Source organism: Infirmifilum sp. NZ (assembly GCF_022693705.1).
Taxonomy (GTDB): domain Archaea; phylum Thermoproteota; class Thermoprotei; order Thermofilales; family Thermofilaceae; genus Thermofilum.
Genome location: NZ_CP094288.1, coordinates 771,744 through 787,919, shown reverse-complemented (window position 1 = coordinate 787,919; position 16,176 = coordinate 771,744). Strand labels below are relative to the sequence as shown.

Sequence of the window (16,176 nt, the reverse complement as noted above, 5' to 3'; positions counted from 1 at the left end):
TGGGCCCGCCGGGATTTGAACCCGGGACCACCACCGTGTCAGGGTGGCATCATAGCTGTGAGCCTACCCTGGCTCACTCTAGCCACTAGACGACGGGCCCTAGCGTTAGGTGGATTTACACTGGGTCTAATTTACTTTTCGCTTATAAACCAGTTGCACGCCTCAGGAAGCAACTAGCAACTTCACTCCATTACTGGTCGGAAGCCCCTTCTTCGGGGCGTCATAGGTACTATTGCGGATGCCGTGTGCTAGCCAGCCTGCTGTCTGCATTGTTGCGGGAGCGTCTTCTCTTCGTGTAGTACGACACCTGGCTGGCGACCAATGTGACAGTGCTGAGAATCGGTGATTACTCGTTGCTTCGATGATTATCCTTTTCGGCTGTATCTGAAATCGGCAATCACAGTTTTAGCGCATCTTAGAATGGAGAAACATTTAAAAACTCACGATGCCTTGAGTCATAGTTCACTCCCTGAGGTGGAAGCCCGTGAGCTTGGATGAGCTTAAGATAGCTGAGGGAGAGCTACTGATACCACTGGAAATGTATCTGACAGCTGGTGTAAGGATAGGCACAAGGATGAAGAGCAAGTTTATGGAGCCTTACATCTACGCCGCTAGACCTGATGGACTGTATCTCCTAGATGTAAAGAAAACTGATGAGAGAATCAGGATTGCTGCCCGCTTCATCGCTCGGTATGAGCCCAGCAGAGTCGTGGCTGTGTCTGGACGCCAGTACGGTTTTAGACCTGTAAGAAAGTTCTGCGGGGTTGTGGGCTGCAAACCGATTTTAGGTAGGGTTCTACCTGGAACATTCACAAACCCAGCTTTAGCCTACTACACCGAAGCCGATCTGATGATCGTCACCGACCCCCGAGTAGATGAGCAAGCAATAGTCGAGGCGGGGAAAATGGGAATACCTGTTGTAGCACTGTGTGATAGTGATTCTCCCATCACAAACGTCGACCTGATCATACCGACGAACAACCGTGGAAGGAAGGCCCTAGCTCTCATCTATTGGCTCCTTGCAAGAGAGGTTCTCAGAGCACGCGGGGACTTGCCACCTAACGGAGAGCTTCCCGTACCATTATCCGACTTCGAGGCCAAAATACTCACAACTGGAGAAGTAGTCTAAGCAAGCTTCTCTAGTCTCCTCTACCTCTACTTGGTTTGAGATAGTCCGCGCCTAGCGTGCCCACCACCTCTACTCGCCGAAGACTCCCCTTAGGGGCTATCGTAGGTCTCTCGTATTAAGCAGGCTACCCACGCCATGGGGGCATGGAGGCCGAGCGGGAACTCACGGCTCCCCACCACTACCCCTTCTCTACGGGGTTTTTCCGGTTTTCGGCGTGCAAGCTTAGAGTGAAAAAGCAGCGTTTCTAGTGCTGGCGCCCCCGATATTTTTAAGAATGTTTTTGCGGGAAGTCTTCAGGTTTGTAGCAGAGTAGCATAAGAAGACCGTAAGCCCGCTCAGCGAGATAGAGCAGAGTTACCTATCACTGCGACCCGTACTAGCCCCACACTATGCAACTTTCTCCAAAGTTTTTCTTGTTCACCCCTCGGTTCATGGAGAGCAAGGGAAGGCGGATCAAATACGGGAAGGAAGGGAAAAACTAAAAAAGGTACAGTTGCCACACTTTAAGGTAGGATGTCTAAAAGGTATCCTGCTCATGCGGGTTACTTCTACCCAAAGGACCCCGATTCCCTGCGGAAGGCAATAGAGCAGGCTTTTCTTCACAGGTTAGGACCCGGTAAGCTTCCGCCAAAGCCAGGCTCTTACTCCGGAAGCCTAATCGGAGTTGTATCTCCACATGCCGGATACATTTACTCCGGTCATGTAGCCGCACACAGCTACTACGCTTTAGCTGAAGCCGGTAAGCCTGATGTGGTTGTAATAATTGGTCCAAACCACCACGCATTAGGTGCACCGGTAGCTTTCGACGAAAACGAAGTTTGGGCTACTCCTTTAGGTGACGTAGAGATCGACGTTGAACTGGAAAAAGAGATTGCCTCTCGTGAATCCCTCCTACGCTTTGATCTCGCCGCGCACATGTACGAGCATTCAATAGAAGTTCAGGTCCCGTTTCTACAGTTCATCTTTGAGAGCGAATTCAAAATCATACCGATATCGATGATGTTGCAAACGCCCGAAGGCGCTAGAAAGGTTGCCAGAGCGATCGTGAGCGTAATGCAGGAACACGGGGTGCGGTTCTACATCGTAGCCAGTTCTGACATGAGTCACTACGTAGAGGCGAGTGTTGCTGAGAAAAAGGATAAGCTTGCAATCGAGAAAATAAGGTCACTGGATCTCGACGGGCTTTACTCTGCAGTGATCGAAGAGGACATATCCATGTGTGGCTACGGCCCTGTCATGACAGCTATGGAGGTTGCTAAACTAATGGGGTTCACCAACGTAAGGCTTCTTAAATACGCTGATAGCGGCGACGTCACAGGAGATAAAAGCGAGGTCGTTGCTTACGCCTCCATCTCTTTTTCCAGATAGCTCACGACTACCTGCTCTAGGATCAGTTAACAGAGCTCCTACGTGTTTTCTCACAGTCTCTTGTCTCGCTAAAGGCATCAACTCTTAAGCGTGCTGGCTTCGTCTTCAAACATTTTCTACTTGATACAGTCATAGACCGCCCCCTCTAGGTCGAAGCCTAGTAGCGCGAGTCGGCTACTACCGGGCGCATCTAGCATATGAGTGGGAAAATTCAAATTTATCACCGTGACAAGTTATGGGGGTTTCCTTGGAGTTCAGGACCTCGTCGCGCAAGGATAGCCACATAATACTTTCCGTTAAGGAGGATGTGTCGTCACGGACCAGCTCTTGGTTTGAGTACGTGAAATTTGTCCACCAATCAGTGCTTAGCTCATCGCTGAGTAGCGTTGACATCTCATCGGATTTCCTAGGATACAGGGTAAACGCACCGTTAGTCATAAGCGGGATGACAGGCGGCACGGAGCTCGCCAAGACTATAAACGAAGCGCTTGCTAAGCTCGCGCAGAAGTTTAGAGTACCTATTGGGGTGGGAAGTCAAAGGGCAGCATTAGAGGACCCGGCTGTCTCGCATACTTTCTCCGTTGTTAGGGAAGTGGCTCCCGATGTACCGGTGATCGCCAACATAGGTCAGAGTCAGGTTGCAAGAGGAGTTAAGCGGGAAGATGTGCTACGCTTGGTCGAGATGATCCGCGCAGACGCTGTTGCCGTACATCTAAACCCGCTTCAAGAAGCTTTACAACCTGAAGGAGAACCGGACTTCAGCGGTTTCCTGAGCAAGCTTAAAGAGTTCGTCGAGGAATCACCTGTGCCAGTGATCATAAAACAAACTGGGGAAGGGCTCTCCAGGGAATCTGCACGTGCGCTACGTGGAATAAGGATCAGGGGATTGGACGTCGGAGGTGCTGGGGGGACGTCTTTCGCAGTAATTGAAGGATTACGGGCGCGTTTAGGGGGTTTAGACGTTCTTGAGCGCGTGGCAAAAACCTTTGCTGACTGGGGCATACCGACAGCTGCTAGCATATTGGAGGTTAGGGAAGTTTTTCCTGACGCGTTGCTTATAGCGACTGGAGGTGTGAGAAGTGGCGTAGACGTTGCCAAAGCTATTAGGCTTGGAGCAGACTTCGCAGGGATAGCAAGGCCGTTGCTTAGGGAGCTTTACGAGGGTGGGATTTCCAGGGCGGAGAAATTCCTAGAACAGGTAATAAAGGAGCTAAAAATAGCGGTTTTCCTCACTGGAAGCACCAACCTAAGCGAGCTACGTGAAGCGCCGGTTGTTATCTCGGGTGAACTTTTAGTGTGGATGAAGCAGAGGAAGTTGCGGCTCGGGGGTTTAGATCATGGGGGGCTTTGAGCTTCTCCCGCACACTGCAGATGTGCTAGTCAGAGCATGGGGATCCACGCTAGAGGAGGCTTTGGCGTACGCAATACTAGGTTTCTACGAGGTAATGACGGATACGAGTAAAATCGCCCAGATAGAGCGAAGGGAAGTGAAAGCCGAGGGTTTCGATCCGGAAAGTATGCTATACAACCTCATTGAGAGGTTAATAATTCTCTTCGATGAAGAGGCATTCATTGCCTCGAAAGTCGAAAATGTGGTCTACAATCAAGAAGGAGATACTTTGCAGGTTACGGCTATTCTGGTTGGTGAAAGGTTTAACATGGAGAAGCACGAGTCACGAGTTCTTATTAAGGCTGCGACATACCATTTAATGAGAATCTGGACAGAGGGAGGTAAGTGGTACGTGCAGTACGTAGTAGATATTTAGCTCCCATCCCTGACTTCAACGACCACTCTTTTTAGAAGTAAAATGGGTATTTTTTCACGCCCTCTGTCAATGAATGTGAGAAGTTTGTGTTTTTTGAGGAATGCAAGGTCTCTGTGAACGTTAGACGGAGATCTATGTAACAACTCTGAAAGCTTTGAAATATTGTACTCGCGTTCTGAAGATAGGGTTTTTAAAATCTCTATCATCTTCTTGCTCAATAGCTTTCTTGCGGTCTCTGCCGAGATTTCTTCACGTATGTAAATACTGGGCTCTTCGCCTTCCTCCTCATACTCTAGGTACGCCTTCCTCAACTTATACGTGACAATACCGGGTTGAATGAGCTCATCTGGTGTCACGCTACGCTCAATGAAAATTCTTATCACGAGATAATAACCTTATCACTAGAGCATAATAAAGTTTTTCTTTCTGTGTTGTGCAGACAATTTAATGGGGTAAGCATCTATGGTTCCACCTCTGAGAAAAATTACAGAGTACATGTGGGAGATCCCTCAAAAGTACAAACCAGGTATGAGAGTTCCAGGATTAGTTATTGCGGATGATGTTTTGCTTGCTAAGATGAAAGACGATCTTACGTTAGAACAGGTAGCAAACGTCGCCTTCCTGCCAGGTATCTACAAGTACTCTATAGTGCTCCCTGATGGTCACCAGGGCTACGGTTTTCCGATAGGAGGGGTTGCCGCCTTCGATGCCGAAGAGGGTGTTCTCAGTCCGGGAGGCGTTGGCTACGACATCAACTGCGGTGTACGGGTTCTCAGGACGAATCTAACAGAGTCAGAGGTTAGGCCAAAGCTGAAGGAGCTCGCCGAGACGCTTTTCAGAAAGGTACCCTCAGGTCTCGGAAGCACAAGTGGACTGGAGTTAAGCTTTAACGAGCTAGACAGGGTTCTGGAGGAGGGTGTAGAGTGGGCGATCTCACACGGGTATGGGTGGAAGGAAGACGCAGATCACATAGAAGAGCGCGGGCGTATGGAAGGCGCCGACTCGAGCGCGGTGTCAAGGGAGGCAAAGCAGAGGGGTAGAAATCAGCTTGGTACGCTCGGGAGTGGAAACCACTTCCTAGAAGTTCAAAAAGTCGACAAAATATACGATCCTCAAGTAGCCAAAGTGCTAGGTATTGAGAGAGAGGGACAAGTAACGGTTATGATACACACCGGAAGCAGGGGTCTTGGACACCAAGTTGCCAGCGACTACTTGAAAATTATGGAGCGGCTTGTTCACAAGTACAAGATGCCTCTCCCAGACCGTGAGCTCGTATCGGTTCCAGCGACTAGCGAGGAAGCTCAGCGGTACTTCGTTGCCATGAAAGCAGCTGCGAATTTTGCATGGACAAACAGGCAAGTCATCACCCACTGGGTTAGGGAGAGCTTCCGTACAGTCTTCAAGAAAGACCCGGATGCCTTGGACTTACAGATAATATACGACGTGGCTCACAATATAGCGAAACTCGAAGAACATGTGGTAGACGGTAAGCGTGTGAAGGTGTACGTGCACAGGAAGGGGGCCACTCGGGCCTTCCCGCCAGGTCATCCCGACGTTCCTGCTGAATACAGAGGCATTGGGCAACCTGTACTCATCCCGGGTTCAATGGGAACAGCAAGCTATATTCTCGTCGGGACTCAGAAAGCCATGGAGCTTACCTTCGGGTCTTCCCCGCATGGAGCAGGGAGAATGCAGAGCAGAGCAGAGGCTAGGCGGAGCGTGAGGGGTCAGGAGATAAAGAACGAGTTGGAAAGCAGAGGCATCGTAGTGAGAGCGGCTAGTTTAGCTGTTGTCGCGGAAGAAGCTCCGGACGCATACAAAGACGTGGATAGGGTAGTAATGGTAGCCGACGCGGTTGGGATAGCTAAGAAGATTGTCAGAATGGTTCCAATAGCAGTGGTGAAAGGCTAAAAGTATTTATACTCTACTGCGATCGGGAAGTTGAGCGGTATGTCTCAGGAGACTCAAGGAGCAGTCCTTAAGACTCTTAGCGGTGAGGAAATCAAGCTGTTCGGGAAGTGGAGCGTCTCAGAGGTCGAAATTAGAGATCAGAGCCTGCGAAGATACATTTCGCTAAAGCCTGTACTTGTCCCCCATTCAGAGGGGAGACACGCTAAGCATCGTTTTGGTAAAGCAAACGTGTCAATCGTAGAGAGGCTTGCAAACGAGCTGATGAGACCTGGTAGGAATGCCGGGAAGAAAATGCTGGCATTAAATATAGTTAAAAGGGCATTCGAGATAATAGAGCTCAAAACAGGTAAGAACCCTGTGCAGGTCTTAGTTTGGGCTATCGAAAACGCGTCTCCAAGAGAAGAAACAACGCGCGTAATCTACGGTGGTATACTCTACCACGTATCTGTGGACGTATCGCCTCAAAGGAGAGTAGACCTTGCGCTCAGGTTTATCACTGAGGGTGCGCGCGCCTGTTCCTTTAACAACCCCAAGACGATCGAGGAGTGCCTAGCGGACGAGATTGTAGCGGCTGCGTACGGTGATGCCAACAGTTACGCTTTAAGAAAGAAGGAGGAGATAGAGAGGATAGCCCTAGCCTCAAGGTAGTATTTCTACCCATTAGCTTTAATTCCCAGATACCCTTCGATGGTTTTGGGTTCAGAAATGTCTGAAGTTGAAGTTTGGGTCGAAAAATACAGGCCACGCTCTCTCGATGAAATAGTTGACCAGGAAGAAATCGTGCGCCGTCTTAAAGAGTTTGTGAAGACCAGGAGCCTCCCCCACCTTCTCTTTGCGGGTCCCCCGGGTACTGGGAAAACAACGGCAGCCCTAGCGCTAGCCCGTGACCTTTACGGGGAGAATTGGCGAGACAACACTCTCGAGTTAAACGCCAGCGATGAGCGCGGGATAGACGTTATAAGAAGCCGCATAAAGGACTATGCCAGAACTTTGCCTATAGGCGACGTCCCCTTTAAGCTAGTGATTCTAGACGAAGCCGACAACATGACGGGTGACGCTCAACAAGCCTTAAGGAGGACTATGGAGCTCTTCAGCAGAAATACCAGGTTCATTTTGATTGCAAACTATGTTTCTAAGATAATTGAGCCTATACAGTCACGCTGCGCCGTCTTCCGCTTCCAGCCGTTGCCAAAGGGGGCGGCCATCGAGAGGCTCAAGTGGATCGCCTCTCAGGAAGGGGTAAACGTCGACGACGAAGCATTAGATGTGATCTGGGAGGAAGCGCAGGGCGATCTGAGGAAGGCTATAAACACACTTCAAGCCGCATCAGCAATAACGAGAAACGTCACCGCTGAAGTTGTGTATGCGGCCCTAGGAAAAGTTAGGCCACGGGAGGTGGAAGAAATGATTCAAAGCGCCTTAGCTGGCGACCTCTTAAAAGCACGGGAAAAGTTGAGAGTACTGCTCTATAACTACGGTCTCTCGGGCCTAGACATCGTGCGCTTCATACATAGGGAAATCTTTTCGGTGAAAAAGTCCGTTAAGCTCGACACCGTAACTCTCGCAGAACTAATTTCTCTCGTCGCGGAGGCCAACTACCGCATTGTTGAAGGATCAGACGACGAAATCCAGCTTATGGCCCTTCTATCTAAACTGGCTCTAGCAGCCCAGAGGCAACCCGTAGGCGGAAAGTGATGAGCTCTGCGGTGAAGTTCGTACCCTGGGTTGAAAAATACAGGCCTAAGAGAATACAGGATGTCGTTGGGAACGAGGAGGCCAAGAAGGAATACATAGCATGGTTGAATTCTTGGATACGTGGGAAACCTACTCATAAGGCCGCCCTCCTCTACGGGCCTCCAGGCTGCGGTAAAACAAGCATCGTCTACGCAACGGCCTCCGAGTACAAGTGGGAGCTCATCGAGATAAACGCCAGCGACGTTAGATCCAGGGAAGCTATTCAGAGCAGGGTTTTCCCAGCAATCGGGTCGGGCTCTCTATATGGATACTCCGGTAAAATAGTGCTCATCGATGAAGTTGACGGGGTGTGGACCCGCGAGGATGTGGGTGGTTTGGATGCTATCCTAGATCTGATCAATAAAACTCGGTATCCGGTGGTTCTTACGGCAAATGACCCGTGGGATCCCAAGCTTAAAGATCTCCGCGAGGCTTGCAAGCTCATCGAATTCAAGAAAATCGGTAAGCGTGAGATAATCAGGGTCCTGGAGGAAATATGCTCGCGAGAGGGCATTCAGTGCGATCGCGAGGTCTTATCCGCTATAGCGGATAATGCCAAAGGGGATCTTCGCGCGGCTATCAACGATCTTCAGACCATTGCGATGGGACGTAGATCTGTAAGCCTAGCTGATCTACAAATTCTAGGTGAAAGGGCAGAACAAGAGAATATGTTCGAAATAGTCAGGACCGTCTTGACGGCTAAGACTCCTGAGCAGGCTCTATCCGTAACACGGTTGCCGTCACTTGACTATGAGATGCTAATCCAGTGGCTCAGCGAAAACATAATTGCCCAGTATACACCCAGCTACACTGCCATCGCTGATGCTTACGATGCACTTTCGCTAGCAGATATCTATCTTGCTCGGATGAAGCGAGAGCAGATGTGGGCTTTACTACCATACGTACTGGAGCTGATGACTGCTGGCGTGGCCAGCTCGCGAGAAAGACCTCCCTTCAAATTCGTCAAGTACAGCTTTCCCGAAAAGCTTAGAATTCTCTCTCGTTATAAAACCAAGCGTGAGAAATTCACCGAGGTAGCTCGCGCAGCGGCTAAAAAACTCCACGTTTCAACAGCGACTTTCGCGACAGAGTTTCTCCCCTATCTAAGGGTTATAAATTCCTACAATAAAGAACTAGCGCAGCGAATACTACGCTCGATAGGCGTCAGCGAAGACGCAGTTAGGTACGTGCTTGAAGCCTAAGCTTTTAGTAATTTCTCGTAAAACAGCGACCCCTCAGGTTATCTGTGACAACCGTGAACAAGGGAGAATTAGCCTGAAGAGGCCTTAAGGTCTCTTTCAATCATTTCTTCGAGAACCTTTTGAAGAAGATTCAGAGGTACCCGGTTTATTCCATAGAATTCATTTTCGGAAGTCTGTGGTAAAGCAATATGCGTGCTCCTACCCTTGCCCTCAACACTACTTACGCGCGCGTCAACTAACCCCTTATGCTTCAGAAACTGAATCCTCTCCCAAATGCTTGTATGTCTTAGAGGCTTTACACCGAACCTGTTACAGAGGTCCTCGTACTCGAACTCTACATCTCCAATACTCACGTAAGCTCTCTCTTTTTCAACGAGCAGTACATTCGTTATCGCCAGAAGCAAGAGCTTCTCGTGGAGTTGTAACCGTTTAATTTCTTCCTCATCGTACGGCGTAGGCAATAGACCCTGGTTTAGAACTTCCCTCACGTCTTCCGGAAGTACCAGGCTACGTCCTTGACTTTCAGCTCTCATTGCAGCATAGTACAGGGCTTTCAAGGCCATACGGGCATCCCCTGCACCTCCGCGCTGGTGATCATAACCAAACGTGTTTGCGATCATATCGATCACTTCGTCATTGACGGCGCCAGGTCTTATAGCCCCCTCTTTCTCAATCCTGAATCGGAGAATGTCGCTTAACTGCCTTGAGGTGTACGGGTTGAAGCGAATGACGGCAGATGAGAGCGAGCTTTTAATACCCACGTTTGAAACACTCTCAATACTCAACTGGAAATCTCTGAAGATGGCAAGCATTCCCAATCCAACGTTTACATCGCTGAGAAGCTCTCTAAGCCTGATCAGTATATAGAGGATCTCTTCACCCTCCTTTTGTCGAACGAGTAAGTCCGCCTCATCTATGACGAGAACCAAATTTGAGTCCCCTCTAGAGAGGGTTTGGAAGATGTAAGTGATTACTTCATGGGTGGAGAAACCCTTTCTGGGAAACCTCAAACCAACGTCTTCTCCAATCTTCCGGAAAAAAGCGTATTTTGATCTAAGATCGTAAGCGTTAACGTAACTGGTCATGAGAGGAGGGAGTTTTCCCGAAGACGCTTGCTCGCCTAGCGTCACCAGTATCCTTTTCGCAACTGCAGTTTTTCCCGTACCAGTAGGGCCTGTGTATATCACCGTCTTGGTTACATCCTTCTCGCCTTTCACTATCGAGTAGAGGTGTCTGAGTGTCTCTTTAACTTCGCTCTCCCTATGAGGCAGGTAAAGAGGTACGTACTCGCTGCTCATCTTCTTGTGATCCAGTATGATTCGAGGTGGTAGCGAGTGCTTGTCTTCGAGCATAACTTCCCTCCAGCTTCAACAAAGTATTCTACAACCTCGAATATTATTTGTTACGTTACCTCTTCACTGCTCTGGCCTAACCTGCGCCAGGGCTGTCTGCCCCCGCCGGTCGAAGAACCCGGTGCGACCGGGTCATTGGCGCTCGCAGCGGTTCACCCTCCAGCAACTTTAGTCCGCACCGTTACGGGCTTTCTTCCATGTTCGTGCGGCACGCGGCACCTGCAGATGATTCTGCGCGAGGGTTGAAAGTGCGCGGGTCGGCTGTGCTTGTGAGTTAAGGTGTCTATTTCCGCTTATTTGAGAACGATGGAGTGAAAGCTCAATGAGATTGGGAAACGCTAAATTAATCTAACAGTTAAAACAAGCTTACAGGAAACCTTCTCGATAGAGGCTATACCCTCTCCATTAGCGCACCCTAACAGATATCTCCTTACTTGCTCATAGTATTCTTGCCTCCACCCGTCTTGGGACTTGAGCTTCACAGAAACCTTTCTGAACCTCAATCCTTTCGCTGCAGCTCTTATGCAGAGGTTTTTCAAACTCTCTTCCAGGCCAGTTTTTAACTCCTCGCTAAGTACAATGTAGCGTGCGGAAAGGATGTTCCTTATAGGAAATCTCGTAAAAAGCGCTCGAAGCGTCTCCTGGTCTAGTTTGGTTTCCACGCATATCTTACTTTCGCTAACTGTGAAGCAGTCAACATTCCTGTCGTAAGGGAAAAGCAGGTCGAGTATATCCCTTGAGACCGCTCTATCATGTCCCCGTACCACTGACACTATTAAGCTACAGTTCCTCTCGATACACTCCATTTCTCTCTACTCATTTTTTCTATCCTGTCTGTTAAAACTTCCACTCCGAGACCGGGCTTATTGGGTACCTCGATTGTTCCTCTGCTCGTTAAAGTCCACGGTGGCTCAACGATGTCTTCATCCCAGTACCTGTTGCTCGCCGAGATGTCGTTAGGGTAACTAACAGCTGGGTGGGAGGCTAAAGCAACAAGGAAGGCTCGGCCCACACCTGTTTCAAGCATCCCACCGATCCAAGCTCCAATGCCAAGCTCCAGTGCTATGTCCAGCATTCTCTTAGCAACCGTCACACCCCCTACTCGTGCCGGCTTCACGTTCACTACTTCAAGCGAACCCAACATCCACCCAATCACTAGGTCTTGAACCGATGCTATGCTTTCATCCAGGCAGATTGGGGTCGAGATCTTCCTGGCAAGCACTCGGTGCGCCAGGAGATCGTCCCAAGCAAAGGGTTGCTCGATCATAAGTAAGTCTTGCTTGTCCAGTTCTTCGAATATTTGGAGATCCCTAATTGAGTAAGCACCATTAGCGTCGACCTGAAGGGGGATATCGCCAAACTCCTTCCTTACAGCGGAAACAGGCTTGACGTCGAATCCCGGCTCTATCTTTATTTTAACTCGCCGGTAGCCTTCATCTAGTCTCAGCTTCACCTCGTCTAAAAGTTCCTTAATGTTAGGCTTGATGCCTATACTGACCCCTGCCTCGACATCCTTGGGTCTGCCCCCGAGAACCTCGGCCACCGGGATTTTCCTGAGGCGAGCTGAGAGATCTACAAGAGCCTCTTCAACCGCGGTCTTAGCCATAGGATAACCTCTAACTCGCGAGGCAAGCCTCAAAAACTCCTCTGGATCTCGGGTACCGCTCTCCATCAGCAGAGGCACAATGAATTTCTTCAATACGAGCAGTGATACTTCGAAGGTTTCATAACTATACCACGGCCCCCACTCGGCAACAAGCTCTCCCCAGCCTTCTTCTCCGCCTCTCTCCTCCACTCGAACTAAAACGACTGGTCGTGCCTTTATGCCCCCGAAACTTGTTCTAAACTCCTCCTTAAGCTTCATTTCAAGGAGATATATGTCGACCTTCCTTATCTCCACGGGTACTCACCCTCGAGTAGTTCATCCAGGGGGCTTTTTGTCAGCAGGTAGAAGTTGCGCCTCTCCTCGCCCTCGAGGAGGGACACATGCTCTACCACTATGTACCCCTGCTTAAGTAAGCTCTGAATAGCTTCGCGGAAAACGTGCTTCCATCTAAGTGCGCATTCAAAGCATACGGCTTTTAGGCTGTTTATATCACCCGGGAACTCGAGGAGAACAAGTTCGCTTGGAATATCCCGTGATATTGCAGTTGGAATTCTAACGCCGTCCCTTCTCTCTGTGTGTATGAGTTGTTGGGCAACGTCTTTCACCTCGTCGTAAGATGGTGGGGTGTCATGCCCGCTGACACGTTTTTCCACTCTTTTGCTCAGTATCCACCACTCCACCTTGAAGCGGTCGGTGGGTAAGCCGACGTTTATACCATCTGCTATTTCGCCGTAATAGTTTTCGTAGAATTTGCGTGAAACCACCCCTAGCTTCCCAAAATTGAACCTGGCGTTCAAGCCTTGGTGTGGATCAAACGTCCATACAACGAGCCTGTAGCCTCTACTTATACACCATTCTCTCTGGTGAAGTTTTAACTTGAGAGCTATACTCCTACCGCGGTACTCCTTGCGGACACCGAGCATATGAGAGTAGTGGTAGTAGCCAAACTCTGGGTCATAGCCAATAAAACCGAGGACAAAACCGACAACACGCCCGCCGTGCACCGCGGCCTCAATAAACCCCCCGTTGTCAAGTATGGCTTTCATTATGTGTGGCGGCAGAGCCTCCGCGTAGTCCGGCATGGACCAGGCATCCACCATGACCTCCATGATTTGTTTAAGGAGAGCGAAGTTATCCGGAGTTACGAAAAGCACCTCTTCCATCGATGAAAAAAGCTTCGTGTGCAATTAAAGACTTGCGCTATAGTAAGATTCTTTCATTACATTTTATGAGATATTTGCTCTAGGTTGAGGTGAACGAGTGCAAGAAAGTGTAGAATCGACGAAAACCAAGGAACAGGTGAGATGAGTGGACGCGTTAAACGGATATACGTGGGAGGAAGCTATCTTTCCTGTCCACGACGATGTCTTTATATCCTAACTTGCGGTTTTCTACCTGGAGCCGGGGTGGCCGAGCGGACCAAGGCGGCGGACTTGAGCACTATTCAAGAAATCCGTTGCCCCTCTGGGGTGCCCGGGTTCGAATCCCGGCCCCGGCGCTTTCCAGATTTGCGGGGCTCAAACCCGAATGTTACCCGGAAGAGGGATCTCGGGAGGAGAACCGTAGACTGTCTGCAGTGATAGAGATGCTGTTTTGCCTTCACTCTGGGACGAAAAAGATATTTATATGGATCTTTTCTTTACGCCACAGGTCGTATGGCTAGCGAGTTTCGCTACATCGTTAGGGTTGCGGGAGTAGATTTGCCCGGCGATAAAGCCCTAGCCTATGCATTAGCGGACATTAAAGGAATCGGCGTTAACACGGCTTACGCGGTTCTGAGAAAGATGGGCTATGACCCTCATCGGCTTCTCGGAACCCTCACAGATGAGGATGTGGAGAAACTATCCAACGCTTTACGAAACATCGAAGCACTCGGACTGCCAAACTGGATGCTAAACAGGAGGAAAGACCCTGTTACGGGGGTTGACCAACACTTAGTCACATCCGACTTACTGCTAACAGTTAGGAGTGACATAGAAACCATGAAGAAGATAAAGAGTTACAAAGGTGTCAGACACATGCTGGGCCTGAAGGTTAGAGGCCAGAGAACACGGACAACAGGCAGAACGGGGATGACGTTAGGAGTGAAGAGAGGAGCTGCAAAGCAACAGGAGCAGAAAAAGTAGTGGGTGGTTAGATGGGCGATCCTAAAAAGTCCAGGAGAAAGTGGCAGGGTCCGGGGCACCCGTGGAGGAAAGAGGTTCTAGAGGAGGAGATGCGACTGCTGGGTGAGTACGGCCTAAGAAACAAGCGAGAGTTATGGATAGCCAAATCCTTACTCAGGGAGATAAGAGCGCGAGCCAGGAAGCTGCTTGCTCTACCCGAAAACCAGAGAATTCCTTTGGAGAAGCCTCTTGTCTCTCGTCTATATCGGATGGGGCTCCTCCCTAGCGAAGACTCTACCCTTGATGAAATCCTAAGCTTAAACGTCAGGCACGTGCTTGAGAGACGGCTGCAAACAATGGTGTACAGGAAGGGACTGGCTTCCAGCATTTACCACGCGCGGCAGCTCATAACACATGGTCATATAGCAATCGGCGGTCGAAGAGTCAGGAGTCCGGGGTATCTTGTACCGAGGGATGAGGAAGATCTTATAGGCTTTTACCCGTTATCTCCTTATGCTAAGCGTTCACAGCCCATTGGGGTGGGTGGGTAAAAATGACGGAAGCTGAGAGAGAGCAAAAAGAGCAGAAACCTCGCGATGAAAAAGAAGCCAAACAGAGGAGCGATGTGGGTATAGCTTGGATATACGCCAGCTACAACAACACAATTATACACATCACCGACTTATCCGGCGCAGAAACTATAGCAATAGCCTCTGGGGGGCAAGTCGCTAAGGCGGACAGGGACAAACCTTCTCCTTGGGCTGCCATGCAAGCTGCGGCTAAAGCTGCAAAGATTGCATTGGATAAGGGTATTAGAGTTGTACACGTTAAAGTGAAGGCTCCAGGAGGCTATGGAGCAAAGACGCCTGGTCCCGGTGCAGGACCAGCGATCAGGGCGCTCGTCCGTGCAGGACTAATGGTTGACAGGATCGAAGACGTTACACCGCTGCCTACGGACTCCATTAGGAAGCCCGGAGGGCGCAGAGGAAGAAGAGTATAGAAAAATCAGACCGGAAACCTTTTCTTCACGCCTCCGAGCTGCAATGGGTCATCATCTTTCAATTTTTAGGCTACGATCCCCAAGAAATTCTTTTTGGCTCACATAGTGGTAATTATTTTTAACGAGATGGGAGTTAGTATAGGTGAGCATAGCTTGCCTTGGATCGGACTGGGAGCTGACTGCATAAAAGAGGAGGAGTTCGAAAACTACCTTACTAATTACGGCTATAGTTTTTCCAAGAAGTTCGAAATTGAGGTTCTGGTAGAGAGCTCATGGACGAGATTTAAAGTGTATGAGGTCCTAGGCTTCGTCGAGGGTGTTGCAGACATCCTTGCAGAAGCCTTTAGATGCCCAGCTTTAGAAAGTGGCCCACACTTAGTTTTAGGCGAAGTATCGGCCAAACTATGGGATGAAGCTGTGAAAGTGGTTTTTCCAAACGGCGAGACGCATGTTATCCCCGTATACACTTACGACGGCTTCCTTGATATCAGAATGCCCACCTCAAAGGTTAAAGGGTTGAAGGGCCAAATGATAGTGGGAGGAAAAGTCTTTGACCTTCCCATCACCGAGGAAGACTTTCAGAGAATAGTGCTTCTGGATAAACGCGTGCGTGAAAAGCTGGAAAAAGCAATAGCGATATATGGCGTCGAGAAGATTCTCGAGAAGAAGCTTCTGGACAAGCTCAGAGAGGAAAAAACGAGGGGTATTAAAGAGCAGAAAATAACGTACGAAATCGACCCTGAGTCGGGGATTGTCCTGTGTATCATTGACGGGAAACTCACATCTATGAGCTTGGCAAGATTTGCTGTTTTGCTTGCTCAAAGAGAGATGTACTCTGAGCTTGAGAAATTCATCTCTAATCTCGACCCTGAGCAACGCAGAGAAGTTAAAAAACACTTAGAGGAGTTTTTCCTGATATTCAAAGACTCATTAAAGTCTCCGAGCGATCTGAAGAAAATCCTGGAAAAAATTGGTTAACTTGTCGATTTTACTTCTAGCATCT

General features: G+C 49.4%; 17 protein-coding genes and 2 tRNA genes. 13 read left to right on the top strand and 6 right to left on the bottom strand.

The annotated features are described in order from the left end of the window. Positions 1 to 100: transfer RNA gene (locus tag MOV14_RS04240), tRNA-Val, on the bottom strand. 384 nt (positions 101 to 484) lie between these two features. Here MOV14_RS04240 and rpsB point away from each other — a divergent pair. The 4 genes from rpsB (at position 485) to MOV14_RS04220 (ending at position 4,263) form a co-directional block, all read left to right on the top strand. Beyond that, positions 485 to 1,129, top strand: coding sequence for a 30S ribosomal protein S2 (gene rpsB, locus MOV14_RS04235; protein ID WP_318537990.1), 645 nt, complete (start codon positions 485 to 487; stop codon positions 1,127 to 1,129). Positions 1,130 to 1,642: 513 nt separating this feature from the next. Then, positions 1,643 to 2,497, top strand: coding sequence for an AmmeMemoRadiSam system protein B (gene amrB, locus MOV14_RS04230; protein ID WP_318537989.1), 855 nt, complete (start codon positions 1,643 to 1,645; stop codon positions 2,495 to 2,497). Between the two features lie 247 nt (positions 2,498 to 2,744). Continuing rightward, on the top strand, positions 2,745 to 3,848 hold the full coding sequence (gene fni / locus MOV14_RS04225; RefSeq protein ID WP_318537988.1) for a type 2 isopentenyl-diphosphate Delta-isomerase: 1,104 nt from the start codon (positions 2,745 to 2,747) through the stop codon (positions 3,846 to 3,848). After that, positions 3,835 to 4,263: an archease gene (locus tag MOV14_RS04220; RefSeq protein WP_318537987.1), complete on the top strand. Its 429-nt coding sequence runs from the start codon at positions 3,835 to 3,837 to the stop codon at positions 4,261 to 4,263. The genes fni and MOV14_RS04220 overlap by 14 nt, the downstream gene beginning before the upstream one ends. Here the strand turns inward: MOV14_RS04220 and MOV14_RS04215 are convergent. Further along, positions 4,260 to 4,619 carry an HVO_A0114 family putative DNA-binding protein gene (locus tag MOV14_RS04215; protein ID WP_318537986.1) on the bottom strand — a complete coding sequence of 120 codons (360 nt, stop codon included), beginning with the start codon at positions 4,617 to 4,619 and terminating at the stop codon, positions 4,260 to 4,262. The two genes, MOV14_RS04220 and MOV14_RS04215, sit on opposite strands and share 4 nt — an antisense overlap. 106 nt (positions 4,620 to 4,725) lie before the next feature. Here MOV14_RS04215 and MOV14_RS04210 point away from each other — a divergent pair, with 106 nt between their 5' ends. Genes MOV14_RS04210 through MOV14_RS04195 form a run of 4 tightly spaced genes read left to right on the top strand, consistent with a single transcriptional unit; the run spans position 4,726 to position 9,110 of the window. Further along, positions 4,726 to 6,174 (top strand): RtcB family protein, encoded by a 1,449-nt coding sequence (locus MOV14_RS04210; protein ID WP_326403753.1) that lies wholly within the window; start codon positions 4,726 to 4,728, stop codon positions 6,172 to 6,174. A 39-nt stretch (positions 6,175 to 6,213) separates the two neighbouring features. Then, positions 6,214 to 6,822, top strand: coding sequence for a 30S ribosomal protein S7 (locus MOV14_RS04205; protein WP_318537985.1), 609 nt, complete (start codon positions 6,214 to 6,216; stop codon positions 6,820 to 6,822). Between the two features lie 57 nt (positions 6,823 to 6,879). Beyond that, complete coding sequence (locus MOV14_RS04200) at positions 6,880 to 7,869, top strand: replication factor C small subunit (RefSeq protein ID WP_318537984.1); 990 nt, start codon at positions 6,880 to 6,882, stop codon at positions 7,867 to 7,869. Then, positions 7,869 to 9,110: a replication factor C large subunit gene (locus tag MOV14_RS04195; RefSeq protein WP_318537983.1), complete on the top strand. Its 1,242-nt coding sequence runs from the start codon at positions 7,869 to 7,871 to the stop codon at positions 9,108 to 9,110. Before MOV14_RS04200 ends, MOV14_RS04195 begins: the two co-directional genes overlap by 1 nt. Positions 9,111 to 9,178: 68 nt before the next feature. Here MOV14_RS04195 and MOV14_RS04190 read toward each other — a convergent pair whose 3' ends face one another. The 4 genes from MOV14_RS04190 to MOV14_RS04175 form a co-directional block, all read right to left on the bottom strand. Further along, complete coding sequence (locus MOV14_RS04190; protein ID WP_318537982.1) at positions 9,179 to 10,462, bottom strand: Cdc6/Cdc18 family protein; 1,284 nt, start codon at positions 10,460 to 10,462, stop codon at positions 9,179 to 9,181. Positions 10,463 to 10,800: 338 nt separating this feature from the next. Beyond that, positions 10,801 to 11,268: a hypothetical protein gene (locus tag MOV14_RS04185; protein WP_318537981.1), complete on the bottom strand. Its 468-nt coding sequence runs from the start codon at positions 11,266 to 11,268 to the stop codon at positions 10,801 to 10,803. Continuing rightward, positions 11,238 to 12,362: an o-succinylbenzoate synthase gene (gene menC / locus MOV14_RS04180; RefSeq protein ID WP_318537980.1), complete on the bottom strand. Its 1,125-nt coding sequence runs from the start codon at positions 12,360 to 12,362 to the stop codon at positions 11,238 to 11,240. Before menC ends, MOV14_RS04185 begins: the two co-directional genes overlap by 31 nt. Further along, entirely contained in the window at positions 12,353 to 13,231 is an 879-nt protein-coding gene (locus MOV14_RS04175; protein WP_318537979.1) for a GNAT family N-acetyltransferase, read from the bottom strand. The genes menC and MOV14_RS04175 overlap by 10 nt, the downstream gene beginning before the upstream one ends. A gap of 237 nt (positions 13,232 to 13,468) precedes the next feature. Between MOV14_RS04175 and MOV14_RS04170 the strand changes: the two genes are divergently transcribed. From MOV14_RS04170 to MOV14_RS04150, 5 genes are all read left to right on the top strand, one after another. Beyond that, positions 13,469 to 13,566 (top strand) — tRNA-Ser (locus tag MOV14_RS04170). A 157-nt stretch (positions 13,567 to 13,723) separates the two neighbouring features. Then, positions 13,724 to 14,194: a 30S ribosomal protein S13 gene (locus MOV14_RS04165; protein ID WP_318537978.1), complete on the top strand. Its 471-nt coding sequence runs from the start codon at positions 13,724 to 13,726 to the stop codon at positions 14,192 to 14,194. An 11-nt stretch (positions 14,195 to 14,205) separates the two neighbouring features. Next, complete coding sequence (locus tag MOV14_RS04160; protein WP_318537977.1) at positions 14,206 to 14,724, top strand: 30S ribosomal protein S4; 519 nt, start codon at positions 14,206 to 14,208, stop codon at positions 14,722 to 14,724. Positions 14,725 to 14,726: 2 nt separating this feature from the next. After that, positions 14,727 to 15,173: a 30S ribosomal protein S11 gene (locus MOV14_RS04155; RefSeq protein WP_318537976.1), complete on the top strand. Its 447-nt coding sequence runs from the start codon at positions 14,727 to 14,729 to the stop codon at positions 15,171 to 15,173. 93 nt (positions 15,174 to 15,266) lie between these two features. Then, a complete protein-coding gene (locus MOV14_RS04150; RefSeq protein WP_318537975.1) occupies positions 15,267 to 16,151 on the top strand; it encodes a hypothetical protein in 885 nt (294 codons plus the stop codon). The last annotated feature ends 25 nt before the right edge of the window (positions 16,152 to 16,176 follow it).